Raw genomic sequence first — 25,622 nt, forward strand, 5'->3', positions numbered from 1 at the left:
TGGCCTGACCGATGATTCTTCCGCGCCGTGCTGGTCTGTATGCCGAGCACCAACCCACGAGAGGCTGGCACGATGCGGAAACTGACCTTCGGCATGAACCTGAGCCTGGACGGCTACATCGCCGCGCCCGGCGACGACCTCGGCTGGAGTGTGCCGAGCGACGAGTTGTTCCAGTGGTGGTCCGACCGGGTGGGGGCGACGGGCACGGCCCTGTACGGGCGCAGGCTGTGGGAGACGATGAGTTCCCACTGGCCGACCGCCGACCAGCGGTCGAGTGCCACCCCGGCGGAGATCGAGTTCGCCCGCCGCTGGCGGGACATGCCGAAGGTGGTGTTCTCCTCGACGATCAGCACGGTCGACTGGAACGCGCGCCTGTTTACCGGCGACGCGGTCACCGAGATCGCGCGGCTCAGGGCCGAGGACGGCGGCTCCCTGGACATCTCCAGCCCCACCCTCGCCGCCGGGGCCATGCGCGCCGGGCTGATCGACGAGTACACGCTCGTCACCCACCCGGTCCTGCTGGGCGGCGGTAAGCCGTTCTTCACGGCCCTCGACAACTGGGTGAACCTGACCCTGGTGGAGACCCGGACGTTCCCTGACGGCGTGGTGCTGACGAGGTACGAGACCAGGCGCTGAGCGCGGCCGCAGGTTCGGGTCCGACGGAGCGCCCTGCCCGGACGCACCACAACGCAGGGACGACGCCGACGTGCCCGGTCGCGCTCCCGGTGGTGGTTCCGGGGCGGCGCGACCGGGCATCGGCGTGCGACGGGGCAGTGCGGGTCGCCGGACAGGGAGGTGCGCCGCTGTGACGCCATGACCAGGGAGTAGACGTTCTCGCGGAGTTCGCCGAAGAGCGCCGTCTGCTTGGTCGCGATCTGGTCGCGGGGCCGGTCGAGTTCGACCGGCAGATCCTCGACGACGACGGACGGCCCCTGCGACAGCACGACCACCCGGTCGGACAGGTAGACGGCCTCGTCGATGTCGTGGGTCACGAACAGCACCGTCGTGCCGGTCTCCGCCCAGACCTTGAGCAGCAGGTCCTCCAGGCTGGCCCGGGTCTGGGCGTCCACCGAGGCGAAGGGCTCGTCCATGATCAGCATTTCCGGCCGTACGGCGAGGCCCCGCGCGATGGCCACGCGCTGTTGCATGCCGCCGGAGAGTTGCCACGGGTGCAGCGCCGCGGCGTGGGCCAGGCCCACCATCTCCAGTGATTCTCGTACGCGGTCGCGGATCTCGGTGCGGGGCAGGCCGCGGTCCCGCAGGGGGAGGGCGACGTTCTTCTCGACGGTGAGCCAGGGGAACAGCGATCGGCTGTAGTCCTGGAAGACGACCGCGACGCCGTCCCGCGGGCCCGACATGCGTTCCCCCCGGAACATGACGGCCCCGGTGGTGATGGGCAGAAGCCCGGCGATGCACATCATGAGGGTCGTCTTGCCGCAGCCGGACGGGCCGACGACCGACACGAACTGGCCGGCGTGCACGGCGAAGTCGATGCTGCGGACGGCCAGCACGTCGCCCTTGCGCGAGGGGTAGGACTTTCCGAGTTCCTGTACGGCCAGCACGGGCGTGTCGGTGCCGGGGCCCGGTTGGTGCGGTTGGATCGTCACGGGATTCATCCGGGACTCCTCTACCTGATGTCGTTGTCGTCGGCGGCGCGGAAAGTTGTCGGCGCGGGGAGTTGGCGGCGCGGGGAGTTGTGGGCGCGGGGAACTGTCGGCTCGGGGAGTTGTGGGTGCGAGACCCGCTAGTGGCCCTCCGCGCCCTCTGGCCGCACGTTGCGGTGCCAGCTGAGCAGCACCCTCTCGACGACGGCGAAGATGGCGTTGAAGAGGATGCCCAGCACCGCCAGCAGCACGATGGCCGCCCACAACTCCGGGAATCGGAACAGCCGCTGCTGGCTCACGATGTAGAAACCGAGGCCCGCCGTGGCGGCGTACAGCTCGGAGATCACCATCAGCACCAGGGCGATCCCGATGCTGATCCGCATTCCCGCGAAGATCGCGGGGCTGGCGCCGGGCAGCAGGACCTGGAGGAAGTAGCGGCGTCGGGTCAGCCGCATGCTCTTGGCGGCGGTGACCACCGTGCGGTCGAGTCCCCGTACCCCGTCATAGGTGTTGATGAGGATCGGCCACAGGCAGCCCAGGGCGATGAGGAAGACGTTCATTCCGCTGGTGATGCCGAAGAGCACGATGGCGATGGGCAGGAGCGCGGTCACCGGCACGGACATGCCCAGCCGGATCAACGGGTTGAAGAACGCTCCGGCGGGTCGCCACACGCCGATCAGGATGCCGGCGCTGATGCCGATCGCCGCCGCCGCGCCGTAGCCGAGGCCGAGTCGGGCGAGGCTGGGCAGGACGTCGACCCGGAACTGGTCGCTGAGGAAGAGCGACGACGGCGAGCCGGAGAGCCAGGTGTCGACGAACGCGACGAAGATCTGCGACACCGGCGGGACGAACAGGGACCCGGCCAGCCGGGCGGCGATCTCCCACACCGCCAGCAGGGCCGCGAGCAGCCACAGCGACTGCACGCCGCGTCCCATCGCCTGCGCCGAGGCGGCCAGGCTCGACCGCTTCGCACCGTGATCGCTCATCGTCCGCTCTCCCGTTGGGCCTGGCCCCAGGGGACCACCAGGCGTTCGACCAGGTTGAAGCCGTAGTAGAGGGCCATCCCGAGCAGCCCTACGAGGAGGATCCCCGCGTAGACGAAGTCGGGTCGTTGCGCCTGCTGGTACGTGGTGATCACCGTGCCCACCCCGCTGGTGGCGCCGAGCAGTTCGGCCGAGAGCACCACGATGAGCGCCGTCGAGCTGGCCACCCGCAGGCCGGTGGCGATGGACGGGGCGGCCGAGGGCAGCACGACTCTCGTCAGCAGCCGCGTTCTGCCCCAGCCCATGCTCCGGCCGGTGGCCAGCATGAGCGGTTCGGTGTCGCGCACGCCGTACATGGCGTTGAGCAGGATCGGCCAGAAGATCGCGTAGATCGCCAGCGACACCTTCATCTGGGTGCCGAGGCCGAACAGCAGGATGGCGATCGGCAGGAACGCCGAGGAGGGGATCGACCGGCCGGCGTGCACGACCGAGGACGAGGGTCGGTAGAACGCGGAGAAGTAGCCGAGGGTCAGGCCCAGCGGGATGCCGACGGCGCTGGCGGCGAGCATGGCGAGCAGCCAGGCCCACAGGGTCTGTGCCACCTCCGTCAGGAACGTCGCGTCGACGAGGAGTTCGCCGGCCCGCCGCATGGTGGCCGCCGGGTACGGCAGGGAGTCCGCCGAGACGGCCCCGGTGCGTACCACGAGTTCCCACACCACGAACATCGTCGCGATGCCCGCCAGCCCGTACGCCCAGTCGGGCGTCGGGCCCCTCCGGCGTGCCGCGGTGGGCACGCCGGGGGGCGACGGGGCGGGGACATCAGCCTTGACCGGGTGGCTCACTCGAACATCCGACACCCCTGTCACGTCCTCTCCCTTGACGGTCGCCGGTCGCCGGTTCAGGACCGGGCGAAGTCGGTGACGAAAGGCTCAAGATCGGGCTTCTTCTGCATCATCTTGAGGTCGACCATCTGCTGTGCCATCCGGTCCAGCGCGGCGAGGTCGACGGCGGCCTCGATGGCGTTCTGCGGCTGGGCGGCGAGGGTCTCGGCCGGCACCTTCTGGCACTCGGAGAGCAACCGGAACGACTCGTCCTTGTTGGCCGGGTCGTTGAGCTGCTGGGCGGTCTCGGTCATCGCCTCGTGGAAGCGCTTCGCCGCGTCGCCCTTGGCCACGAAGCTCTTGGCGGCGACGTAGGTCGCGATGTAGACCTTGTTGCTGCTGGCGAAGGGGTCCGCCAGGCTGCGTACGCCGTCGTTGTTGTTGCCGAGCAGCGAGTAGCCGAGCTGGGCGGCGTCGACCCGCCCGCTGAGCACTGCGGGGATCTGCTCGGCGAAGGGCAGCGCCACGAAGCTCACGCTCTCCGGCTCGACCCCGTTGGCCTTCAGCCAGCTCGCGGTCACGATCTGGTTGATGCCGTTGATCTCGTTGACCGCGATCTTCTTGCCGGCGAGGTCGGCGGGCGACGTGATCGGGGAGTCCTTGCCGACGAAGACGCCCTGCGCGGGCTTGGCCGGCGGCAGCGCGTTGACGTTGGCGCCGGACACCATCTGGATGGGGAAGCCGGTGTTGTAGGCGTTGATCGCGGTGTATCCGTTGACGTACCCGAAGTCGGCCGCCCCGGAGAGCACCGCGGCGACGGCGGCCGAGCCGCCCCCGGACCGGACCAGTTCGACGTCGAGGCGGTGCTTCGCGTAGACGCCCTTCGAGATCGCCCAGGTGTTCCAGATTTCGCAGCCGAACGTCGTGACGGAGACCTTCGTCGTGGCGTTCGCGGAGCCGGCGGCGTCGTCGCCCCCGCCGCAGGCGCTGGCGAAAAGCAGGGCGGTGACGGCCGCCGCCGCACCGATACGTCGTGAAATCATCTTGTCACTCCTATGTGTCCACACGGGACCCGGCATTTCCCACCGGTGCTGGCAACAGCAGGGACCGGTGCCGGGTAGGCGCTTGTCGGTTACGACGCGATACGGGCTCCACCGCTGCGAACTCGCCCGCCTGGCACTGGAATCGCCCTGCGGTCTCGGTTCGACGCGTCTTGCCCTGGCTTGGAAGGGGGTGTGTGTGACCGCGTGCCTGCTTCGGTGGGATCCGGCCCGGTGCCGCAAGGGGCCTCGGGCGGATTCACGGAATGGCCGAGCAGGGTTGGTCGCCGGTCGGTTCAGGCTGACGGGCTGCACCCCAGCAGCACCCTGACGCCTCGCCGACTTGGAGCGAACGTACGTGCCACCAGGAACCCTGTCAAGATGCGGAATGGGATCTCGCATCGCGCGAGGGGGCGAGTCGGCAGGGCCGGCCGCCCCGACCGCCCGACAGGCAGGCTGAGCAGGCGTAACGATACGTCTTCACCGGTTGACGGGGCAGGCGGCGGCGGCTAGCTTCTCCAGCAGACAGCGCCGGCCCGTCGACCCGGGAGTGGACATGAGCTTGGAGACGCCCCCCGAGGCAGTTCCAGCCATCTCCCGCGCGCCGATCGGCCACTGGAAAGGGCCGGAGTTCCCCGCCATCCGCCCCGGCACCGGGGCTGGGAAGGCGCTCGTCCCGTTCTGATCGGGATCCCCGCGTCTCGTAGCACCCTGCCCACATCCGGGCGGGCTGTTCGCACCAGCCACCGCTCCATCCGCCCACGTGGCGGGCGGCCGACGTGCTGGTGGTCGAAGAGGCACGAGACGCTGAGCAGCACGACGCGTGGCCCCGGCACACCCCTCGCCCTCGACGGCGGGCCGGTGGCCGACGCGGCGTACCTGCATCTTCGCCCGGAAGGCCCCGACGCATGGAGGCCGAACCCGCTCCCGAGACCCCAGCCGGGCAGGCGGATTCGGTCCTCTAACCCCAGTGCGCGCGGCGGCCGGCGACGTCCGGGACACCACCTGCGGTCGGCCCCCACCCAGGATCTCGGTACTGCCGCAGCACGGTTCGCGGTGCGACGATGACAGCGTGCGCAGACGTGAGAACCAGTTGCGGTCCCGGCGACACGTCCGTAACCAGTCGTGGCCGACGTGACCTGGGGCGGGCCGCCTGCCGCAGGTGATCGGCGCGCCCGGCTCCTCGGCCGGGACGACGAGCTACGGCGGATCGACGAGTTGCTGACGGCGGCCCGTGGTGGCCACGGCGGTGGGCTGGTGGTCAACGGCGAGCCGGGGATCGGAAAGACAGCGCTGCTGGAGGCGACGGCCTCGGCGGCGGAAGGCTTCCGGCTGCTGCGCCTGGACGGCTACGAGGCGGAGTCCGCCATCCCGTTCGCCGGGGTGCACCGGCTGACGATTCCGCTGCGCGATCACGTCATGGTCCTTCCACAGCGGCAGCAGCAGGCGTTGCAGGTCGCAACCGGGCTGGCGGACGGCCCGCCGCCGGATCGTTATCTCGTCGGCCTCGGCGTGCTGGGCCTGTTGACGGCGGCCGTCGTCTCGACGTCGCCGGTCGTGTGCGTGGTCGACGACGCCCATCTTCTCGATGCCGAGTCCCTGGACGTGCTGGCGTTCGTGACTCGTCGCCTGGAGGCGGACCGCGTCGCGTTCGTGTTCGCCGCCCGGGACGAGCCACAGGTCGCGGAACGGCTGGCCGGGCTGCCCGTGCTTCGCCTACTCGGCCTGGCGACGGGGCCCGCGGTGCGGCTGCTGACGTCGGTGTCGCGGGAGCCGATCGATCCGGCGACGGCCGCGCGGGTCGCCGCCGCCACCGGGGGCAATCCGCTGGCGCTGATCGACCTGGCCGACGAGCTGAGCGTGCGGGAGCTGACCCAGTCCAGCGTCGGCGCCGAGCCGATTCCGGTGGGTGGCCGCCTGGAGGCCTTCTATCTGCGTCAGGTACGCCGGGCAACGCCGCAGCAGCAGTTGTGGCTGTTGATCGCCGCGGCCGAGTCGACGGGCAACGTGGACCTGGTCCGGACGGCGGCGCGGCGGCTCGGGCTCGCCGGCACGTGGGGCGACGAGGCGGAGCTGCGGGGACTGGTCGAGTTCGGCACGTCGCTGCGATTCCGTCACGCGCTGGTGCCCTCGGCGACATACAACGGCGCGGCGGGGGCCGAACGTCGCCGGGTCCACGGTGCGCTGGCCGAGGCGGCGGAGTCCCTGGGGCTGGTCGAGTTGGCGGCCTGGCACGCGGCCAAGGCGACGATCGGCACCGACGAGCACGTCGCCGACCGGCTCGAACGGGTGGCGGAGTTGGCGGGGCGGCGCGGCGGGTTCACGTCCCGGGCCGGGGTCCTGACGCAGGCGTCGAGGCTGACCCCGCCGGGGCCGGTCCGCAACGGCCGGCTGGTCGCGGCGGCCGAGGCCGCGTTGGCGGCGGGGGCGGCGGGGCTGGCGCGCAGCCTGGTGGACGAGGTGAGCGCGGAGGCGCTGGATCCGGTCACCCAGGGCCGGTTGACCCGCGTCCGGGTCGACCACGCGTTCTTCACCGCCGGCCCGGACGTGGTACGCGGCCCCGCCGACATGCTCACGGCGGCCTCCTGCTTCCACGGCCACGATGCGGCGGCCGAGCAGGAGGCACTGCTCCAGGCGTTCCTGCGTGCGCTCGTCGTGGAGCGGTTGGGGCGCGACGTCCCGCTGCCGGCGCTGGGCCGGCGGCTGCTCGACGGCGCAGGTCTCGGCCACAACGCAGAGCGCGGCAACGGCGCACAGCGAGACAACGGCGCGGAGCGCGGCGACAGCGTCGCCGCGACGATCCTGCGCGCCCTGGGCACGTTCATCCTGCGGCCCTATCGGGAGGCCGTGCCCGAGTTGCGGGTCGCGCTGGCGGCCATCGACGGTCTCGACGGCACCGACCTGCTGAAGTACGGCGTGATCAGCGTCGCGCTGACGACGGCGTTGTGGGACGAAGCCGCGATCCGCCGCTGCCTGGAGCGGACCGCCGCGACCGCCCGGGACCTGGGTTCGGTGCAGATGCTCGACACCGCCCTGTGGGTCCTGTCGCTGTCCCTGCTGCACATCGGCACTCCGCGTGCGGCGCAAGAGCACATCGACCAGGTGCGCGAGCTGCGCCGGGCCATCGGCTACGACGCCGAGCACGTCGTCAACGCGGCGCTGCTGGCCTGGTCCGGTGGCCCCCGCGAGGGGGTGGAGGCGATCGCCGAGGCGGCACGGGCGTCCGGCTTCGGCGGGGTGCACGCCTCCGGGGTGTCCGCGCTGGCCGTGCGCGACCTGGCCGAGCGCCGCTACCACGACGCGTACGCGCGGCTGAAGCCGCTCATGGACACGCCGTTCCTCCAGGTGACGCCACTGAACTACGCGGACTTCGTCGAGGCCGCCAGCAGGATCGGGCGCACCGACGAGGCGGTCGGGTTCGTGGAGCTCCTGGAGGACATGGCGGCGGTCAACGGCTCGGCCTGGACGAGGGGGCTCGCGCAGCGGGCGCGCGCCCTGGTGTCCGGCGACACCGACGCCGAGCGGTGGCACGCTGCTGCCGTCGCGACGCTCGGGCCGACCGCGTTGACCGTCGAGCTCGGCCGGTCGCACCTGGTCTACGGCGAGTGGCTGCGACGACGCAGGCGTCGCCGGGAGGCCCGGGAGCAGCTCAGCCGGGCGGTCGGGATCTTTGACGACGCCGGTGCGCCGGCGTTCGCCCAGCGGGCCCGCACCGAGTTGGCGGCGATCAGCCGGTCGCCGACGACCGACGAGCCGCCCCGGCGGCTCGACCTGACCCCACAGGAGCTGGCGGTCGCCCGGCTCGCCGCCGCCGGGGCGACCAACGCGGAGATCAGCGCCACGATGTTCATCAGCCCGAACACCGTCGACTATCACCTCCGCAAGGTCTTCCAGCGGCTCGGCGTCACCTCCCGACGACAGCTCGCCGGCCGCCTCGACCAGTCGTGACCCGGGGGACTACGTGCGGCACGTGGTCCGCGCCCGCTGACGGGCCCGCAGGCTGGAGGGGCCGGGTCGGCGGGCGGGCCGCCGCTCACAGCCGGGTGGCGCCGAGAGGGAGGGGCCGCCGTCGATGGTCCAGTCAGGTGACGGCCGAACGGCAGTGCACGGTCGGCACGACGAACTGGCCGCCGTCGCGCGCCTGCTGGCCGACGGCCGCGCGGGCCGGGGCGCGGCGCTGGTCGTACGCGGGCAGGCCGGGATCGGCAAGAGCGTGCTCCTGTCCGCCGCCCGCCGGTGTGCCACCGACGCCGGCATGCTGGTGCTCGCCGCGAGCGGGGCAGAGGCGGAGTCGGCGCTGCCGTTCGCGGGGCTGCACCAGCTCCTGGCCCCGCTGCTGGACGACCTGTCGTCGCTGACCCCACGACTACGGGGCACGCTGCGGGGCGCGTTCGGGCAGGAGGGGACCCGGCCGGACCTGTTCACGATCGGCCTGTCGGTGCTGGAGCTGCTCGGGGAGCGGGCGGCCAGGACCCCGCTGCTGATCGTGGCGGAGGACGCGCACTGGCTGGATCCGGAGACGCTCGACGTGCTCGTCTTCGTCGCGCGCCGCCTCGCCGTCGAGCCGATCGTGGCGATCATGGCCGTCCGTGCCCCGCACGCCGACGTGCTCGCCGGTGGCGGCATCGGCCAGCTGCACCTCGACGCACTCGACGACGACGCCGCCGGGCGGGTGCTGGCCGACCATGCGCCCGGGCTCCCGCCGGGCCTGCGCAACCGGATCCTGGCGGAGGCGGCGGGCAACCCGCTCGCCCTGGTGGAGCTGCCCCGGTGCGTCACGTCCGGGAGCCTCGACGAACTGCCGGAGCTGCTGCCGCTCAACGAGCGGCTGGAGAGCGCGTTCGCCGACCGGTTCGGGCAGTTGCCCGCGCCGACCCGGGCGGTCGTCGCCGCGTTCTCCGCCGACACCACCTGCCGGTTGCCGGTCGTGCTCGCCGCCGCCCGGGCGCTGACCGGCACCGACGTGGCCGTGGACAGCTTCCAGCCGGCGATCGACGCGGGCCTGTTGCAGATCCAGGGGCGGCGGCTGCAGTTCCGGCACCCGCTGATGCGCTCGGCGGTGTACCGCTCCGTCAGCGACTTCGCCCGGCTCACGGTGCACTCGGTGCTGGCCGACGCGCTCGCCCACGACCCGGACCGCCGGGCCTGGCACCGCAGCGCCGCGGTTCTCGGCCCGGACGAGGAGGCCAGCGCGGAGCTGGAGGCCGCCGCCGCGCGGGCGCTCGAACGGGGGGCGCTGGGCGTGGCGGTGGCCGACCTGGACCGGGCCGCCGACCTCACCGACAGCCCGGCGCGCCGTTCGTCGCTGCTGCTGCGGGCGGCGGAACTCGCGTCGCAGTTGCACGACCGTACGGTCGCGGGGCAGTTGGCCGCCAAGGCCGACCCGGCGGCGGGCGGTCCCGCCGACCGGGGCCGGCTGGCCCTGGTCCGCGACATCGTCGATCCCGGCGACATGGATGACCCGGGCCGCATCGACCTGCTCTGCGAACTGGCGGTGGAGGCGCACGCCGCCGGTGACACGGACCTGGGGGCGCTGCTGTGTTGGCGGGCGGCGTCGCGCTGCTGGTGGGCCAGCCTGCCTCCGGAGGTCGGCGCGCGGGTCACGGCCGTACTCGGCAAGCTCGGCCTCGCCGACGACGATCCGCGCACGGTGGCGATCGCCGCCTACGCGCAGTCGGAGGCGCTCGGTGCCGCGATCCTGCGGCAGTTGTCCACGCTGGTGCCCGACCGCGCCGACGTCGACGGCATGCGTTCCCTGGGTGGGGCGGCGCTGGTCCTCGGCGACTTCGTCACCGCGTCGTCGTTCATGGCGACGGCGGCTGCGGGCTACCGGGCCGGGGGCCGGGCGGCGTTACTGGCCCGCACCCTGTCCTCCGCCGGGTACATCCGGCTGTGGCTCGGCCGGTGGCCGTCGGTGCGGGCCGACCTGGAGGAGGCCGAGGCGCTCGCCGAGGAAACCGGCGACCACTTCTGGCTCGTCGCCTCCCGCGCGGCGCGCGCCATGCACGAGGCGATGTGCGGCAACAGCGACGCCGCGCACCGGCTCGCCGACCAGGTGCTGGCCAGCCCGCTGGCGACGGGGGTGCGGTTCGCCACCCAGGCCGCCCAGCACGCCCGTGGGGTCGCCGCGAACGCCGCCGGGCACCACGACGAGGCCCTCGACCTGCTCGTGCGCACGTTCGATCCGCAGGACGTGACGTTCCACCTCGACATGTCCGGCTGGGCGCTGCCGGACCTCGCCGACGCGGCCGTCCGGTCGGGACGGCAGGACGAGATCCGGGGCATCGTGGCCCGGGCCGCGCAGCGGGCGGCGCGTTTCCCGTCGCCGATGCTGCACCATTCGCTCGCCTACGCCGTCGCCGTGCTCGCGCCCGAGCGGGAGGCGGGCGCGCGGTTCGCCGAGGCGTTCGCCCTGGATCTCGGGGCGTGGCCGGTGCACCGGGCCCGGCTGAACCTCGCGTACGGTGCGTGGCTGCGCCGCCGCCGGCACATCCTGGAGTCGCGGGTGCCGCTGCGGATCGCCCGGGACGGCTTCGAGGCCCTCGGCGCGGCGGCCTGGGGCCGGCTGGCCCGGGAGGAGCTGCGCGCCGCCGGGGAGGAGAGCGCGGGGCGTGCGGTGCCGTCGCGGGAGCAGTTGACCGCGCAGGAGTTGCAGACGGCGATGCTCGCCGCGGCGGGGCTGAGCAACCGCGAGATCGGCCAGCGGCTGTTCGTGTCGCACCGCACGGTGAGTTCGCACCTCTACCGGATCTTTCCGAAGCTCGGCATCACCGCCCGGTCGCAGTTGCGCGAGGCGCTCGCCGCGCTCCCGCACGGCGCGGGCTGACGTTCCCGCACGGCACGGGCTGACGCGGTCGACGTACGGCAGTCAACGTACGGATGCGCGCCACCCACAGCCCGTGCATCGTTGGCCACGGCGCGTGCCCACCGCCGCGCGACCGGACGACGTGAGGACGGCATCGTTGAAGGACGTACGAGTGACGCACATCGGGGGCCCGACGGCCCTCATCGACGCGGCCGGCTGGCGCATCCTCACCGACCCGACGTTCGACGGTCCCGGCCGCCGCTACTCGTTCGGCTGGGGCACCAGTTCCCGCAAGGAGCACGGTCCGGCCCTCGACCCCGACGATCTCGGGCCGGTCGACGCCGTCCTGCTCAGCCACGACCACCACGCCGACAACCTCGACGACCGGGGCCGCGCCTTCCTCGCCGGGGTTCCGGTCGTCGTCACCACCGTGCCCGGGGCGCGGCGGCTGGGCGGCGGCGCGCGAGGGCTGCGCCCGTGGGCGCGCACGGAGCTGGCCGCCCCCGGTCGGCGGACCATCGAGGTGACCGCCACGCCGTGCCGGCACGGTCCGCCGCTGAGCCGCCCGATCACCGGTGCGACGGTCGGTTTCGCGCTGCGCTGGGACGGCCAGGAGCACGGGGTCCTCTGGATCACCGGGGACACCGTGCTGTATCGCGGCGTGCGGGAGGTGCCGCGCCGCATGACGGTCGACACCGTGCTGCTGCACCTCGGGGCCGTGCGGTTCCCGATCACCGGTCGGCTGCACTACAGCCTGACGGCGGCGGAGGCCGTCGAGCTGTGCACGCTGGTCCGCCCGCGCACGATCGTCCCCGTGCACTACGAGGGCTGGTCGCACTTCAGCCAGGGGCGGGCGGCGGTCGAGGAGGCGTTCGCCGCCGCGCCCGACGGGTTGGGCGACCGCCTGCACTGGTTGCCGCTGCGCCCCCGGGACCGCCGCTGACCGGCCGATCGGGCGGTGCCGCGCCGGCGGATCGTCGGTACGCACCGTCGGAGGACCGTCAACGTACCGATGCCCGGAGCAGGTGCGCTCCCTCACGCTGATTGGCACATCGACCTGCACGGAAGGAGCCCGACCGATGCACACCACTCGTCGTACCCTGCTCGCCGGAACCGCGGCGGTCGCCACCGGTGCCCTTGTCGGGGCGCCCGCCGCCGCGGCCCAGGCGCGGCCGGCGGCCGGGACGAAGCCGACCGTCGTGCTCGTGCACGGCGCGTTCGCCGACGCCTCCGGCTGGACCGAGGTCGCCCGCCTCCTGCGCTGCGACGGCTACCCGGTGATCGCGCCGGCCAACCCGTTGCGCAGCGTCTCGGCCGACTCGGCCTACCTGGCCAGCATCCTCACCACGCTGCCCGGCCCGCTGGTGCTGGTGGCGCACTCGTACGGCGGGATGGTCATCACCAACGCCGCCACCGGCAACCCGAACGTCAAGGCCCTCGTGTACGTGGCGGCGTTCGCCCCGGACCAGGGCGAGACGTTGCAGGGGCTCCAGTTGCAGTTCCCCGGCAGCAAGCTCGACGAGGCGGCGCTGGACTTCCGCCCCTACCCGACCCCCGACGGCGTCGGCAGCGTCGACGGCTACGTCAAGCCGGCCGTGTTCCGCGACGTGTTCGCCGGTGACCTGCCGCAGGCCACCACCGACGTCATGGCGGCCACCCAGCGCCCCGGCGACGTCCACACGCTGCTGGAGCCGTCCGGCGCGCCGGCCTGGCGGTCTATCCCGAGCTTCTACCTGGTCGCCCGCAACGACAACCTGATCCCGCCGGCCGCGCAGCGGTTCATGGCGCAGCGGGCCGGTGCCCGCACCACCGAGGTCACCGCCTCGCACGTCGCGATGATCTCGCAGCCGCGGGCCACCGCGAACCTCATCAAGACCGCGACCCGCTGAAGGGACCGACCATCATGTACGTGACCGCCGCCGACGGCGCACAGATCTACTACCAGGACTGGGGTGCCGGCCGCCCGGTCGTGCTGTCGCACGGCTGGCCGCTGAACTCCGACAGCTGGGAGGCCCAGGCCCTGTTCCTGGCCGGCAACGGCTACCGGGTCGTCGCCCACGACCGGCGCGGCCACGGCCGCTCCACCCGCACCTGGCACGGCAACGAGATGGACACCTACGCCGACGACCTCGCCGCCGTCCTCGACGCCCTCGACCTGCGGGACGTGACGCTGGTGGGGTTCTCCACCGGCGGCGGCGAGGTCGCCCGCTACATCGGCCGCCACGGCACCGGCCGCATCGCGCAGGCCGTGCTCGTCTCGGCGGTGCCGCCGTACATGCTCCAGGGTCCGGACAATCCCGGCGGAGTGCCGGTCGGGGTGTTCGACGCGATCCGCGCCGGCTCGCTGGCCGACCGGTCGCAGACCTACCGGGACCTCGCCGACGGCCCGTTCTTCGGCAACAACCGTCCCGGCGTGCATGTGTCGCAGGGCATCCGCGACGCGTTCTGGTTGCAGTCGATGGCCGCCGGGCACCGCAACGCCTACGAGTGCATCGCCGCCTTCTCGGCCACGGACTTCCGCCCCGACCTCGCCCGGTTCGACGTGCCCACGCTGGTCGTCCACGGCGACGACGACCAGGTCGTACCGTTCGAGGTGGGCGGCATGGCGTCGGCCGCGCTCATCGCGAACGCCAGCCTGCTCGTCTACCCCGGGGCTCCGCACGGCATCACCGACACCCACAAGGAGCAGCTCGGCGACGACCTGCTCGCCTTCCTCAAGGAGTACGACTCATGAGCACGATCGTCCTGGTCCACGGCCTCTGGGTCACGCCGCGCAGCTGGGAGCACTGGGTGCCCTACTACGAGGCGCAGGGGCACACCGTCCTCACCCCGGCCTATCCCGGCTTCGAGGTCGAGGTCGAGGCGCTGCGGGCCGACCCGACGCCGATCGCCACCGTCACCGTGCCCGACACCGTCGCGCACCTCGAAAAGATCATCACGGCGCTGCCGGAGAAGCCGATCATCATGGGTCACTCGTTCGGCGGCACCCTGACCCAGCTCCTGCTCGACCGGGGCCACGGCGCTGCCGGCGTCGTCATCGACTCGGCCCCGCCGGAGGGCATCCGGGTCACCCCGCCGTCGCAGATCAAGTCGCTGTTCCCGATCCTCAACAACCCGGCGAAGCGGCACCAGGCGGCCGGGTTCACCCCGGCCCAGTTCCACTACGCCTTCACCAACACCCTCTCCGAGGAGGACGCCCAAGCGGCCTACGACCGTTACGCGATCCCCGCCCCCGGCAGCTGGGTCTGGGCGTACGGGCTGCTCGCCAACTTCACCCCCGGCAAGCAGGAGACCTGGGTGAACTTCCGCAACGAGCAGCGCGCCCCGCTGCTGTTCATCGCGGGCGGCGCGGACCACATCATGCCCCCGTCGGTGAACCGGTCCAACGCCCACCACTACAAGGCCCCCGGCACGGTCACCGACTTCCACGAGTTCCCCGGCCGCTCCCACTGGACGTGCGCCGAGCCCGGCTGGGAGCAGGTCGCCGACTACGCGCTGGACTGGGCCCTGCGGCACGCCCGCTGAGCGGGGGTGCCGGCGACTGCGGCGCAGGCACGGCGGGTCGTCGCCGCGCCTGCGCCGCAGTCCGCGGAGGCGAAGCCACGAGGACGGGCGGAACCGTGGCGCAGGTGCGCCGGGGATCGTGGGCCCGCCGAGCCGACGGGGCTCACGCGCCGCCGCGGATGAGGGCCAGCAGGGCGGCATGCGTCCGATCGTCGGCGGCCACGACGAGCCCACCGACTCCGGTGTGCAGCGGTTGGCCGTCGAGCCCGGTGACGACGCAGCCGGCCGCCTGACAGAGGGCGAGCCCGGCGGCGAAGTGGACGCTGTCGCGCAGGTGGCCGTCCGTGACGTACGCGGCGCGGCGTCCGGCGGCGACCCAGGCCACGGCCAGGGTCGTGGACACCACACGGGGGCGGAACTGCTCGATGAAGCCCTCGTCGGCCAGCATTCGGGCGGCCATGAAGGTGTCCTTGTTCGGGAACGGCGGGTCGAGGTTGACGTCGACCAACCTGGACCCGGCCGACGGGACGAGCCGCTCGTCCCCGCCCCGGCTGCGCACGTACGCGGCGTCGCCGTCGGTCCAGAACACCTCCTCGGCGAACGGGTCCGCCGAGGCGGCCACCGCGGTGCGCGTCCCGGTCCGGAGCGCCACGTTGACCGAGACCAGCATGTTCCTCGCGGCGTAGTTCACCGTTCCGCACAGCGGGTCGACCAGCCACACGCGGCCGTTATCCTCCCGGCCCCTGCGTCCGCCCTCCTCACCGAGCACGACGTCGTCCGGACGCGCGGCGCGCAGGACGTCGACGATGGCCGCCTCGGCGGCGATGTCGGCGGTGGTGGCGAAGTCGCCCCCGGGCTTGTCGATGCGCCCCAGCGCCGATCCGTAGTGGGCCCGGACGACCGCAGCACCGGCATTCACCGCGTCGAGGACCAGCGCCACATCGGAGATCGACATGAATCGACCCTAGTACGGCAGCCGCCATTCGTGATCATGGCCCACCGGCGGACCTGGTGCTGGTCGAGGCCGACCTGGCCTTTCGCGGCCTGGAACCCTTCTTCCACGATCCAGCGGACTCCCGCCACGTGCACGAGCTGGGCCAGGGTGACCGGGCTGGGCGCCCAGCAGCGGCAGAACGCCAGCTCGCCGGTGGTGTTGTTGCGGCGGATCAGGACGCTGTGCCGGCCGCCGTCGTCGGGGTCGCCGTCAGCGCCGACGTCGGCGAGCCAGGCCCAGTCGTAGTAGCGGGGTCCTTTCGACTCGGCGCCGGCGCTGCGCCTTGTCCATGCGCTCGCGGGAAGATCACCGGCGATGAGGTCGGCGCGGCGGCGGGTCTTGCCGCTATCCAGCGGGAGCAGGTGGTCGCGAGAGACGGCCAGGACGCAGCCGAGGCCGATGATCATGTGTTGGCCGGACCTGTTTCCGAGGGTCTCAGCTCAGATCACGAACGGCAGCTGCCGTACTAGGCTGCCCCCAGATGTCGAGGGCCACCGCCGACACCTGCTGCGGCCCTAACGTTTTCCGGCGCGTTCGTCATATTCCTTCCGGGCGTCGAGAACTTCCTCGATGTGCTGCACTGACCAGTCGGTGAGCGCCTTCAAAGGTCCTCGCAGTGTCTGGCCGAGCGGCGTCAGCTCGTACTCCACGCGCATCGGTACCTCCGGATACACCGTCCGCAGCAGCAGCCCGTCGCGTTCGAGGGTGCGCAGCGTCTGGGTGAGCATCTTCTCGCTGACTCCCGCGAGTTGCTGCCGTAGCTGCGTGAACCGGCATGCTCCATGTCTACCGAGTTCGCCCAGCACGAGAACGGCCCACTTGCTGCCGATCTGGTCGAGCACGTCACGCGACGGACAGCCACGAGCGTAGGGATCCCACGAAGAAGTGCGCTCACTCACTTCCCGCGCCGTCGGCACACACCTCACCTCGATCCTTACATCTGGGTGGCCACCTTACCTGCAAGTGCGTCCTTACCAAAGGAGAGTGACGAGGTCATCGTAGGTTTACGCCGCGGGAGTTCCGCGGCAGGAGGGAACGAACATCATGTCGATCGTTGTCACCGCAGCCTCCGGACAACTGGGCAGGCTCACCGTCGAGGCGCTGCTGTCCCGTGGAGTGCCCGCGTCCGAGGTCGTCGCGACCAGCCGTGACGTCACAAAGATCAAAGACTTCGTCGACCGCGGTGTCGTGGTCCGCCGGGCCGATTTCGCCGAGCCCGACAGCCTGCCCGCGGCTTTCAAGGGCGCAGACAAGCTTCTGCTGGTCTCCACCACGACCCCGAGCGAGCGCGTCGCCAACCATCGCCGCGCCATCGATGCCGCAGTCGCGGCGGGGGCATCGCTGGTCGCATATACGAGCATGCTGCGCGCGGACACGTCCACCACCAGCCTCGCTCCCACCCATAGCGCCACGGAGAAGTACCTGCGCGAGCGCCTGCCCAGCGTGATGCTGCGTAACGGCTGGTACCTGGAAAACTACACCGCCCAGCTCACTCAGGTGCTGGAAGGGGGAGCCGTTGTCGGGGCCACCGGCCAGGGAAGAATCAGTGCCGCGACCCGCGCCGACTACGCCGACGCCGCTGCGGTCGTGCTTACCTCCGACGGCCACACCGGCAAGGTGTACGAACTGGGCGGGGACGAAGCTTTCACCCTCACCGAGTGGGCCGCGGCAATCTCGGCCGCCACCGGCAAGCAGATCGAGTACGTCGATATGACAGCCGACGCGTTCGCCCGGGTGCTGACCGACGCGGGTGTACCCGCCGAATTGGTTCCCGTTCTCGCTGACGCTGATCTGGCCATGAGCCGCGACGAGATGTTCACCGATTCCGGCGACCTGCGGCGCCTGATCGGACGGCCGACCACGACCCCGGCCGAAGCGATCGCCGCCGCACTGCGCTGACCGGCCGACGCTGCGTTCCTCGCCCCGTTTATCCTGCTCATGTCGATCGGAGTAAGGTTCTCCGCGCTGTCCACCCGCCTGATCAACATCCTGCTGACCCGGCCGCGACCAGAGCCGGGACCTCGACAAAAGCCGGGACGGCGACCGGGACCCGGGCCGGAACCGCGACCGGAACCGGAGCCAGGGCCGAGACCCCGACTGCGACCGGGGCCGCCCACCGTGACGGGGGGCGGCCCCGGAGCCGCGACGGATGCGGGCAGGTCAGCCGCGCCCGGGGTGCCCGCCGACCAGGGTGGTCAGCGAGCGCGGCGGCAGCTCGACCGTCGGGTGCGCGCCGCGCCCCGAGACGAGCCCGTCGACCTGCTCCAGCCTGTGCGTCGAGTCCGTGAGGTAGGCGGTCGGCCGCCGCAGGTCGACGGTGGTCCGCACCGCCTCGGTCGAGGTGTTGATCACCTGCACCACCTCGGTGCCGTCGGCGTTGCGGTAGGCCGACACCGCCAGGCTCGCCGGCGCGCCGTCGACACCGATCCGCACCGCGCCGGGTCGAATGAACCTGCTGTACGCGGCGAAGGCGTACAGCCGGGAGGACACCCGGTAGCTGTCCGTGGCGTTGTCGACCTGCACGAGGGCCGCCGTCGCGCCCCGGGAGGACCCGAGCCAGTAGACGAAGGCGCTGGCGTCGGCCTTCGCGAGGGTGTCGTGGATGCGCTGGGCCACGGCGATGCCGTCGGTGCCCTTGCCGCTGTCCCACGCCTCGTTCCAGCCGTCGGCGGTGCTCGACGGGGCCCACTCCGTCATCCAGGTCGGAGCCGTGGTCGGCAGCGGGCGGTCCGAGGGGCTGGCGTAGCCGTGCCCGGTGAACAGGTCCAGGTGGCGGCGGGCCTCCGGGTCCGCCTCGATCGCCTGCGCGTACGCGTCCGACTGCTGCCAGCCGAACGAGTCGCAGCACACCAACCCCACCCCGGCCTGCTCGGCAACGGGGCCGAGGACCTTCACGAACTCGGCGGCCTGCGCCGGGGTGAAGCGCATCGAGGCGTACGGGGCCGTCCAGTCGGGTTCGTTGGTGAACCCGATCTCGTCAATCCGGATGCCCTCCTGCCGGTAGAACTTGGCGTACTGCACGAGGTAGCGCGCGTACGCCTCCCGCCAGTCGCCGCCGGCGCAGGTGACGCCCGACAGGCCGCAGAGGCTGCCGCCGTTGGCGTCGGTGCCGTTGTCCTTCATGTAACCCGGCGCGCTCCACGCGTCGGCGTAGAACCGGTTGATCCCGCGCTTACGCGCCTCCTTGGCGTACCAGACCTGACCGCCGTCCCAGCCGTCCCACTGGTAGTTCGGGGTGGCCGCCGGGCCGCCCGGGTCGGTCGGCTGGATGGACAGCATGTTGTCGTACACGTCGGTGGCCGACGAGCCGATGCCGAGCCGCAGGATCGTCGGCGCGGCGCCCTTGCGCCGGTCGAGGAGCAGGTCGAGGACCTCGGCGCGCTTCGCCTCGGACAGGTTGTGGACCAGCGTGGCGCGTTGGAACGCGATCGAGTAGCCGAAGCCGTCGATGCTCTGGTGGATCTCGGCCCGGTCGAGGTCGAGGCTCAATTGTGGACCCGGCGGGGTGCCGGCGTGGGCGGGTGTGCCGGCCAGAACGGTGATGGCTGCGACGGCGGTGGCGACAGCGCTGGCGACATTGCGGGATCGAAACACGAAGTTCTCCTTGACGTCGCGCGGGAGACACTCCGGGCATACTACAGACATTGACGCTCATCGTCGGGCAACGATTCTTCCGAGACGGGAGCAGGAAATGCCAACGACCACGCACAGGAGGATCGGCCGGCTCGCGCGAGCCACGGCCGCCCTCGCCACCGCCACGGCCGTCCTCGCCACGGCCACGCCGGCCCAGGCCGCCACGGCCACGCCGGCCGCCGTGCCGCACCGCGTCCACGTGGCCACGATCATGGTGGCCGCCTCGTCCACCCAGCCCTTCAGCATTCCCTACGGCGCGTCGATCACCGAAGGCACCGTGACCTTCTACAACCGCAGCCTGGACATCAGCGGCTACGTGAAGGCCGTCAGCGCCTCGCGGACGGTGGAGTTCATCGGCTACAACGGCAATCTCAGTTGCTACTTCGACGAGACACGCACCGCCTCCGCCGGCACCACCCGCACGTTCGGGTTCGGCGAGACGTGCGACGTGGCCGGCGGATTCGCCGCAGTCGACGTCTACTTCCCGGTCTAGGCCGCCGACCGCGCTAGGCCGCCGACCGCGCCGCGCCGCACGGACCTTGGACACTTGACGTACGCCACGAGCAGCAGGTGTCCAAGGTCCGGGAAAGGTGCGGCGGCGGCCACCCGGCGTTCCGTCAACGGAGGTGTTCGCAGGGCACTTCCGCCCCCTGCTGCCAGAGGCTGCCCTTCATCGCAACGGGATAGGTGACCTCCCTGGTCCGCCGGTCGGCGGTCTCGACCGAGAAACGCACCGGCAAGGGCTCGCTCCCAAAGGCGCTCGCGCATTCGAGGCGGAGCTTGACCTCGATCCACCCGACGCCGCCCGGCCGCACCAGCCGCGACTGGCCGGTGTCCCGGAGCACCACGCCGGGGCCCCGCCCGGTCACCGCCCGAAGCGTGACCGGCGCGGGGCCGGCGTTGACCACCGCCAGGAGCGCATCCATCTGGAGGACGCCCGCGACGTCGGAGCCGCCGCCACTGCCCGAGGCGGGGAACGCCACGAGCGAGACCGCCGAGTCCCGCTGCCGCGCCTCCCGCGCGTCCCGCAGCGCGCCGACGCCGACACCGCCCAGCACGACGCCGGCCAGCAGGGCGGCGACGAGTCGCACGTTCCTCCGCCGCCCGCTCGGGTGACCGTCGGGAACGACGTTGGCCGCCTCCGCCGGCTCGCGACCACCCTCGTCCAGATCGATCACGTCCCGCTGCCCCGACACCCCGCGAGCCTAGACCCGCTCGCCCCGCACGCTCGACGGGTGAGCGGAGACCCAGGAGATCTTGGAAGAATTCGGCCCCTGGAGGGGCCACCAGCTTCCAAGATCTCCTAGCTAGACACGCGTCGCGCCCCCTCGTGCGGACCGCACGACCAGGAACGGTTCCGGGTGTCGGTAGGCCAGGCAGACAACGCATGAAAGAGTGTTCCAATGAGCGCCGCCTTAGCTACGAGTAATCGCACCGGCATCCTCGGTATCGGCTACGAAGGTCGGTCCATCGACGAGTTCGTCCGTGAACTCTCGGGCCTGGGGGTCGCCCGCCTGGTAGACGTCCGCATGACGCCGATCTCGCGGAAGCGCGGCTTCAGCAAGACGGCCTTGAGCCAGGCGCTCGCCGCGCAGGGGATCGCCTACCAACACCACCGCGAGCTGGGCAACCCGAAGGAGAACCGCCCCGGTTTCGGGGGCAGCGCGCAGGAGTTGGAGGCGGCACGTTCGGTGTACGCCTCCAGGCTGCACCGCGCCGAGTCGCGGGCAGCGCTCGACGCCCTCGCCGAGGCGGCCCAGCGCGAACTGGTAGCCCTGCTCTGCTTCGAAGCGGACGAGAGCCGCTGTCACCGTCGGGTCCTGATGCACGCCCTCGAAGGCCGGCTGCTGCCTATCGTTTCGGCCAGTACACTCCCAGCACGCTGAAGACGTGGACGCGCTTGGCCTGGTTGCCGACGTAGAAGGCGACGGCACGGCTCGGCGCGCACATCTCCCCCAGGAACTTGGCCTCCAGCGCCTCCCGAAGCGCAGCGTCGGAGTAGCCGTCGAGTCGGCGCTGTAGCGCGACCAGTTCCCAGTCGATGACATGCTGCTTGTGCCCGTTGCACCCGCGTTCGTGGCAGCGGTAGTGGTAGGCGGCCTTGAAGCGGGGCGCCTGCAACGGGGACCTGCTTCGCCCGCTGAAAAGATCCGGCTGGTTCGCGTACGCTTCGATCTTGCGTTGCTCCTCAGCGGTCCAACCGGGATGCGGCACGACCTTGAGGGCAACGACCTCCTTCGGGCGCACCAGGGCCAACGATTGCGCATCGGGGCGCTCCTGCGCCGCGCGATTGAGCCGGCACATCGAATCCTCGACAGCCGGGTCGAGCAACGGCTGCCGCGACTTCCAGCCGTCGAGGTGACGCTCCTTCCGGATCCGGTCCATGATCGGCTTCCAGCTCTCGCGCCGCTGGTCCTGCCGCGCCGGCTTGGCGTCGACAGTGACGACGTCGTACTTCTTGAACGCCTCGTCGCTGTCGAGGTGTCGAAAGTTGATCGGATAGAGGCGCACCCAGGTCGGCCTCAACATGTCCGTCCGTAACCCCGCCACGCAGACGGTTTCCCCATACTTTTCAGAGGGATTCGGGGCGGCCTTGACGGTGACCAGGAGTTGGAGCCGAATGGTGCGGTCGTCGGCAGGCTTCGGGTCGGGCCCAGCTTCGCCGGGACCGAAGAGCGACATCTGAGTCACGCGCGCCCCCAGCCAAGATAGCCGTAGGTAGTCGGACGATCACAAGAACATTCAGGTTCTCATGCCATCGACGATGCGCATAGGGCCGCCACGCGTCCCCTACCCGTCTGGCAGAACGTCGCTCCATCCGGCAGGCAGGTCGGGGGCGGGCCAGGACGGATCCGGACGGAAGTCGACACGGGTCCCGTCGAACGGATAAGCGCGGTCCTCGGCCGCCCGGCCGTTACTCGACGGTCGCCGTTGGGCCGCCGCCGCTGCCCCGGTCGTCGAGCACGAGAGGGGCGCGACCGCGCACCGCGTACCGGATGTGGGTGACCTCCGGCGTGGTGACGACCCGGGTCGGCGTCAGCTCGATGGCCTCCTTCTCTCCCAGGCCGAGGCCGGCGTCGGGGCCCAAGCCGGGGCCGGCGTCGAACAGCCGCAGCCCGCCGCCGAGCACGACCGGCACGATGTGCAGTTCCAGCTCGTCGAGCAGGCCGGCCCTGAGCACCTGCCGGACGAGGCTGCCGCCGCCGGCCACGGCGACGTCCCGGCCACCGGCCGCCGCGCGGGCCTGCGCGACGGCGCTGGCCACGCCGTCGGTGACGTACGTGAAGCTGGTGCCGCCGCCGCGCACCAGGGTCTCGCGGGGGCGGTGGGTGACGACGAAGACGGGCGCGCGAAACGGCGGCTCGTCGCCCCACGGGATCTCGCCGCCGTCGGCCATCCGCCGCCCCATCACGTACGCGCCGGCCGCGCCGAAGGACTCGGCGACGATGTCGGAGTTGGCGTCCTGCTCGCCGCCGGCGAAGCCCTGGCGTTCGCGCCACGACATCGCGTTGGTCACCCAGCGGGTGACCCGGAAGAAGGCGGCGCTCTCGGCCGAGTCCATCCAGTCGCCGTCGCCGGTGTGCCGGGGGCCGGCGTAGCACCCGTCCAGGGACACGGACAGCTGGGCGGTCACCTTCGTCATCTCGCGGTGTTCCTCTCCGTCGGGCGGGCACCGGTGCCGGCACCCCTGCGGACACCGGTTCCGGCATCCCTCAGGCAACGGTCGGAGCCGGCCGGGGAACACCGACAGGAGGGCAGCGTGACGACCGTCACACCACCAGGGGAAGCTCGCCGACGGTCTGGCCGCCGCTGCGCTCCCCCGTCGGGCGGAACCCGAGCCGCAGGTAGAACCCCTCCGGCCCGTCCTGCCCCGGCTCCCAGGTGGTGAAGATGCTCCGTTCGCCGCGCCGCCGCGCCTCCTCGGCCACGGCCCGCACGGCGAACCGCCCGTAGCCGCGCCCCTGCCGGTCGGCGGCGATGTTCAGCCGCCACAGCCCGGAACGCAGGTCGGTCGGGGTGTCCTCGCTCCACGGGATGCGGAAGAAGCCCATCAGGAAGCCGACGAGGTCGTCGCCGTCGTAGACGAGCCGGGGCCAGGCGATGCCCGGCCAGACGTACGCCTCGGCCAGCGACCGGGCGACCGGCTCGACCAGGTGTTCCTGGTCGGGGCGGATCCGCAGCTCGCAGGCGGCGTCGAGGTTGACCGGGGTGATCGCCTCCAGGCGTGGTGTGGGCATCGGGGCACCCTAGCCGGCCACCCCGCCGCCGCCCCACCGAATTGGGGTCAGGGCGTGCGGGGGCCGATGTCGTCCTTCGGCGTGGGCGCCACCAGCAGCCCGACCTGGTAGCCGATGAACCGGTAGACGACCTGGCTGGCCGCCCACATCAGGTGGCCCCGGTCGCTGCGGGCGATCGCCCGCCCGTCGGCGTGGCCGACGCTGACGAACAGCACCCAGCTGCCCGACGTCGACACCACGTCGACCGTCTCGCCGTCGAGCCCGGCCTGCGCGGTGCCGGAGCGCAGCGGGCCCCGCCGCGCGCGGGCCACGGCCTCGGTCGGGAACAACACCGCCGCGAGGCGCACGACGGCGTCGCTGTCGTCGGTGGTCCAGCTTCCCCGCACGGTACGCACGCAGCCGTCCAGCCGCCCGTCGCCGGCCAGCACCCCGGCGCAGCCCCGCCGGTCGTCGGTCGAGGTGCGGGTGAGCGTGTCCCCCGCGGCGGTGAACGTGCGCTCGGGGAACGCCAGCTCGGCGGTGACCGGGACGGGCTCGACCCGGGCCAGGGCCACGCCCAGCATGGCCAGGCACGCCCCGGCCGCGACGAGCGACGCCCAGACCGGCGGCAGGGCCACCTTCCTGTTCTCGGCGAGCACCGCGACGACGAGGAGGGTGAGCACGGCCAGGGCGACGCCCGCCCCGGCCCAGGTGACGCCGGTGGCCGTCGCGTACCGGGCCGGGCCGTCGACGAGGTCGTCGAGGTCGTTGCGCCCGCCGGGCACGAAGAGGAAGCCGCCCACCACCAGGGGCGCGGCCAGCAGGATCAGCACCGGGCGGGCCCGCCCGGGCAGGCGGGACCAGAGCGCGACGGCGGCCACCACGTACAGGAACGGCACGGTGATCAGCAGCCAGCCCGCCGTGGCCATGCCGGGGCCGGTGCAGCCGGTGGCCGCGCAGGCGTACCCCTGGATCCGGTCCCGGCCCACGTAGCCGAGCGCGGCCTGCGCCACGACGAAGGTGACCAGGCCGAACGCGAGCAGCGCGCCGAGCGACAGCCCGGCGCGGGCGGGCCGGGCGGGCGCCTCGGCACCTTCCTGGGCCTGCGGGGCGGCGTCCGGTCGCGGGACGGCGTGCCGCCGTTCCGCGTCCGCGCGGGCCTGCGCCACCAGGTCGACGGACCGGCCCCGGCCGCCCTTGAGGTTCCACATGATCGCGAGGCTAGAACAGCCGCGCACCCCGCGACCGGCCCGGCCGGGCGGCCCCGGTCAGGCGGCGGGGGTGCGCCGGCCGCCCCGGTCGAGCGCGAGGGCCTCCTCCGGCGTCGGCGCGGTGCCGCCGAGGTGGGCCGGCTGCCACCAGCTGTCGTCCGGCCCGGCCGGGGTGTCCGGGTACGCCCGCTGGGCCCGGTCGACGAGGGCGGTCAGCCGGGTCTTCAGCTCGGCGCTCAGCGCGTTCGCGTCGGCGTGGTCGGCCGGGTCGATCGGCTCGCCGACCAGGATGGTGATCGGGGTGTGCCGGCGGGTCAGCGTCCTCGGGCGGCCCTTCGTCCAGAGCCGCTGGGTGCCCCACAGCGCGACCGGCAGCAGCGGCACGGCGGCCTCCTGCGCCATCCGGGCCGCCCCGTTCTTGAGGTCCTTCACGGTGAACGAGCGGCTGATGGTGGCCTCGGGGAAGACGCCCACCGCCTCGCCGCGGCGCAGCGCGTCCACGGCCGTGCTGTAGGAGCCGGCGCCGGCCCGCCGGTTCACCGGGATGTGCTTCATGCCGCGCATCAGCGGGCCGGAGACCTTGTGCGCGAACACCTCGTGCTTGGCCATGAACCGCACCAGCCGGCCGGACGCGTGCGCGCCGTAGCCGCAGAAGATGAAGTCCAGGTAGCTGACGTGGTTGCTGGCCAGCACCGCGCCGCCGGTGCGCGGCACGTGGTGGCTGCCCTCCACGGTCAGGCGCAGGTCGAGGACCCGAAACATCGTCTTGGCGGCGGCGATCACGGGCGGATACACGAGTTCCGGCATCCG

23 protein-coding genes and 1 pseudogene are annotated in these 25,622 nt (G+C 72.2%); 10 read left to right on the forward strand and 14 right to left on the reverse strand.

The annotated features are described in order from the left end of the window. Positions 1–93 precede the first annotated feature (93 nt). Positions 94–636, forward strand: a complete 543-nt coding sequence (locus LPA42_RS14295; RefSeq protein WP_228986625.1) for a dihydrofolate reductase family protein — start codon at positions 94–96, stop codon at positions 634–636. 449 nt (positions 637–1,085) lie between these two features. Here the strand turns inward: LPA42_RS14295 and LPA42_RS14300 are convergent. From LPA42_RS14300 to LPA42_RS14315, 4 genes and pseudogenes are all read right to left on the reverse strand, one after another. After that, positions 1,086–1,616 (reverse strand): annotated as a pseudogene (locus LPA42_RS14300) (ABC transporter ATP-binding protein); the annotation flags it as partial. Between the two features lie 128 nt (positions 1,617–1,744). Next, positions 1,745–2,590 carry an ABC transporter permease gene (locus LPA42_RS14305; RefSeq protein WP_077938629.1) on the reverse strand — a complete coding sequence of 282 codons (846 nt, stop codon included), beginning with the start codon at positions 2,588–2,590 and terminating at the stop codon, positions 1,745–1,747. Beyond that, on the reverse strand, positions 2,587–3,429 hold the full coding sequence (locus tag LPA42_RS14310; RefSeq protein ID WP_144082701.1) for an ABC transporter permease: 843 nt from the start codon (positions 3,427–3,429) through the stop codon (positions 2,587–2,589). Before LPA42_RS14310 ends, LPA42_RS14305 begins: the two co-directional genes overlap by 4 nt. A gap of 56 nt (positions 3,430–3,485) precedes the next feature. Further along, on the reverse strand, positions 3,486–4,451 hold the full coding sequence (locus tag LPA42_RS14315; protein WP_158229438.1) for an ABC transporter substrate-binding protein: 966 nt from the start codon (positions 4,449–4,451) through the stop codon (positions 3,486–3,488). Between the two features lie 1,122 nt (positions 4,452–5,573). Here LPA42_RS14315 and LPA42_RS34440 point away from each other — a divergent pair. From LPA42_RS34440 to LPA42_RS14345, 6 genes are all read left to right on the forward strand, one after another. After that, on the forward strand, positions 5,574–8,396 hold the full coding sequence (locus LPA42_RS34440) for a LuxR family transcriptional regulator (RefSeq protein ID WP_198956638.1): 2,823 nt from the start codon (positions 5,574–5,576) through the stop codon (positions 8,394–8,396). 154 nt (positions 8,397–8,550) lie between these two features. Further along, a complete protein-coding gene (locus LPA42_RS14325; protein ID WP_228986610.1) occupies positions 8,551–11,274 on the forward strand; it encodes a LuxR family transcriptional regulator in 2,724 nt (907 codons plus the stop codon). 151 nt (positions 11,275–11,425) lie between these two features. Next, positions 11,426–12,196: an MBL fold metallo-hydrolase gene (locus LPA42_RS14330; RefSeq protein WP_228986611.1), complete on the forward strand. Its 771-nt coding sequence runs from the start codon at positions 11,426–11,428 to the stop codon at positions 12,194–12,196. A 136-nt stretch (positions 12,197–12,332) separates the two neighbouring features. Further along, a complete protein-coding gene (locus tag LPA42_RS14335; protein ID WP_077938623.1) occupies positions 12,333–13,142 on the forward strand; it encodes an alpha/beta fold hydrolase in 810 nt (269 codons plus the stop codon). Between the two features lie 14 nt (positions 13,143–13,156). Beyond that, positions 13,157–13,987 carry an alpha/beta fold hydrolase gene (locus LPA42_RS14340; protein WP_228986612.1) on the forward strand — a complete coding sequence of 277 codons (831 nt, stop codon included), beginning with the start codon at positions 13,157–13,159 and terminating at the stop codon, positions 13,985–13,987. Then, complete coding sequence (locus LPA42_RS14345; RefSeq protein ID WP_077938621.1) at positions 13,984–14,778, forward strand: carboxylesterase; 795 nt, start codon at positions 13,984–13,986, stop codon at positions 14,776–14,778. Before LPA42_RS14340 ends, LPA42_RS14345 begins: the two co-directional genes overlap by 4 nt. Positions 14,779–14,920: 142 nt before the next feature. Here LPA42_RS14345 and LPA42_RS14350 read toward each other — a convergent pair whose 3' ends face one another. The 3 genes from LPA42_RS14350 to LPA42_RS14360 all read right to left on the reverse strand — a co-directional run bounded on the left by LPA42_RS14350 (position 14,921) and on the right by LPA42_RS14360 (position 16,677). Then, positions 14,921–15,712, reverse strand: coding sequence for an inositol monophosphatase family protein (locus LPA42_RS14350; RefSeq protein ID WP_077938620.1), 792 nt, complete (start codon positions 15,710–15,712; stop codon positions 14,921–14,923). Continuing rightward, the gene (locus tag LPA42_RS14355; RefSeq protein WP_096761679.1) at positions 15,673–16,158 is read right to left on the reverse strand and encodes a hypothetical protein; all 486 of its coding nucleotides are present in this window, start codon (positions 16,156–16,158) and stop codon (positions 15,673–15,675) included. The genes LPA42_RS14350 and LPA42_RS14355 overlap by 40 nt, the downstream gene beginning before the upstream one ends. A gap of 108 nt (positions 16,159–16,266) precedes the next feature. After that, entirely contained in the window at positions 16,267–16,677 is a 411-nt protein-coding gene (locus LPA42_RS14360) for a helix-turn-helix domain-containing protein (RefSeq protein ID WP_077938619.1), read from the reverse strand. Positions 16,678–16,795: 118 nt separating this feature from the next. Here LPA42_RS14360 and LPA42_RS14365 point away from each other — a divergent pair, with 118 nt between their 5' ends. Continuing rightward, on the forward strand, positions 16,796–17,650 hold the full coding sequence (locus LPA42_RS14365; protein ID WP_077938618.1) for an NmrA family NAD(P)-binding protein: 855 nt from the start codon (positions 16,796–16,798) through the stop codon (positions 17,648–17,650). A 261-nt stretch (positions 17,651–17,911) separates the two neighbouring features. On the opposite strand, the gene LPA42_RS14370 is transcribed toward LPA42_RS14365, so the two are convergent. Further along, positions 17,912–19,345, reverse strand: coding sequence for a glycoside hydrolase (locus LPA42_RS14370; RefSeq protein ID WP_077938617.1), 1,434 nt, complete (start codon positions 19,343–19,345; stop codon positions 17,912–17,914). Positions 19,346–19,442: 97 nt separating this feature from the next. Between LPA42_RS14370 and LPA42_RS14375 the strand changes: the two genes are divergently transcribed. Next, positions 19,443–19,877: a hypothetical protein gene (locus tag LPA42_RS14375; RefSeq protein WP_077938616.1), complete on the forward strand. Its 435-nt coding sequence runs from the start codon at positions 19,443–19,445 to the stop codon at positions 19,875–19,877. Between the two features lie 124 nt (positions 19,878–20,001). Here LPA42_RS14375 and LPA42_RS14380 read toward each other — a convergent pair whose 3' ends face one another. Then, a complete protein-coding gene (locus LPA42_RS14380; protein ID WP_077938615.1) occupies positions 20,002–20,580 on the reverse strand; it encodes a hypothetical protein in 579 nt (192 codons plus the stop codon). Between the two features lie 207 nt (positions 20,581–20,787). Here LPA42_RS14380 and LPA42_RS14385 point away from each other — a divergent pair, with 207 nt between their 5' ends. Continuing rightward, positions 20,788–21,270: a DUF488 family protein gene (locus LPA42_RS14385; RefSeq protein ID WP_077938614.1), complete on the forward strand. Its 483-nt coding sequence runs from the start codon at positions 20,788–20,790 to the stop codon at positions 21,268–21,270. On the opposite strand, the gene LPA42_RS14390 is transcribed toward LPA42_RS14385, so the two are convergent. From LPA42_RS14390 to LPA42_RS14410, 5 genes are all read right to left on the reverse strand, one after another. After that, the gene (locus LPA42_RS14390; RefSeq protein ID WP_228986613.1) at positions 21,236–22,066 is read right to left on the reverse strand and encodes a hypothetical protein; all 831 of its coding nucleotides are present in this window, start codon (positions 22,064–22,066) and stop codon (positions 21,236–21,238) included. The genes LPA42_RS14385 and LPA42_RS14390 overlap by 35 nt on opposite strands. 232 nt (positions 22,067–22,298) lie before the next feature. Next, on the reverse strand, positions 22,299–23,027 hold the full coding sequence (locus LPA42_RS14395; RefSeq protein WP_077938612.1) for a dihydrofolate reductase family protein: 729 nt from the start codon (positions 23,025–23,027) through the stop codon (positions 22,299–22,301). 127 nt (positions 23,028–23,154) lie between these two features. After that, positions 23,155–23,622, reverse strand: a complete 468-nt coding sequence (locus tag LPA42_RS14400) for a GNAT family N-acetyltransferase (RefSeq protein ID WP_077938611.1) — start codon at positions 23,620–23,622, stop codon at positions 23,155–23,157. Positions 23,623–23,669: 47 nt separating this feature from the next. Further along, positions 23,670–24,812, reverse strand: a complete 1,143-nt coding sequence (locus tag LPA42_RS14405; protein ID WP_077938610.1) for a hypothetical protein — start codon at positions 24,810–24,812, stop codon at positions 23,670–23,672. Between the two features lie 57 nt (positions 24,813–24,869). Beyond that, positions 24,870–25,619: a 1-acyl-sn-glycerol-3-phosphate acyltransferase gene (locus LPA42_RS14410; protein WP_077938609.1), complete on the reverse strand. Its 750-nt coding sequence runs from the start codon at positions 25,617–25,619 to the stop codon at positions 24,870–24,872. Positions 25,620–25,622: the final 3 nt, after the last annotated feature.

It is taken from the genome of Micromonospora sp. DH13, assembly GCF_020873825.1.
Lineage (GTDB): Bacteria > Actinomycetota > Actinomycetes > Mycobacteriales > Micromonosporaceae > Micromonospora > Micromonospora haikouensis.